The 493-nt window shown below is 52.5% G+C and carries 1 protein-coding gene; it reads right to left on the bottom strand.

Annotated elements, in window-relative coordinates; translation table 11 throughout:
- Window positions 1-359: hypothetical protein (locus AC1RPW_RS07905; protein WP_481769430.1), on the bottom strand; the 359-nt coding region annotated here is incomplete at its 3' end.
- Between the last annotated feature and the right edge of the window lie 134 nt (window positions 360-493).

Raw genomic sequence — 493 nt, 5'->3', positions numbered from 1 at the left:
CCGTTCAACTTGCCCTCTAGTTGCTGGGCTACAGCCAGATCATCAGATTCGGAGTCAATGAGATGAACGCGAGACTTTGCCGCAGGTTTGCGTCGCAGCAGATCGGCCCGGAACTGCGAAAGCAGACGCAGCGTAGGGGCCGCGTACACCAAAACGTAGTTGGCTGTGGGGTCATTAAGCGTAGCCTCCGCGATATTGAGCGCAGCATATGTCTTGCCAGCGCCCGGGTAAGAGTTGACGTAGTGGATCGTCGTCACGTCTGACGTGCCGAGGGGGTCGAGGTAGGGGGTGTACATAAAAGTCCTGTTGGATGGGTCCATACAATCAAATTGCGGGCAGTTTTCAGCCATTTTCTCCATTATAACCTAGCGGAATCGTATTTTCAACTGTATGGGCACGGAAAGTTGATTTTCCTAGGGGCGTTTTCCGGCGCATACAAACAGGATGCTTGAGAATGGTAACAAAACGGGCCAAAAATGGGGCTCAATCGACT

It is taken from the genome of Dellaglioa sp. CoH-55-MRSF-8 (genome assembly GCF_056782195.1).
This window is presented reverse-complemented; position numbering and strand designations above follow the sequence as displayed.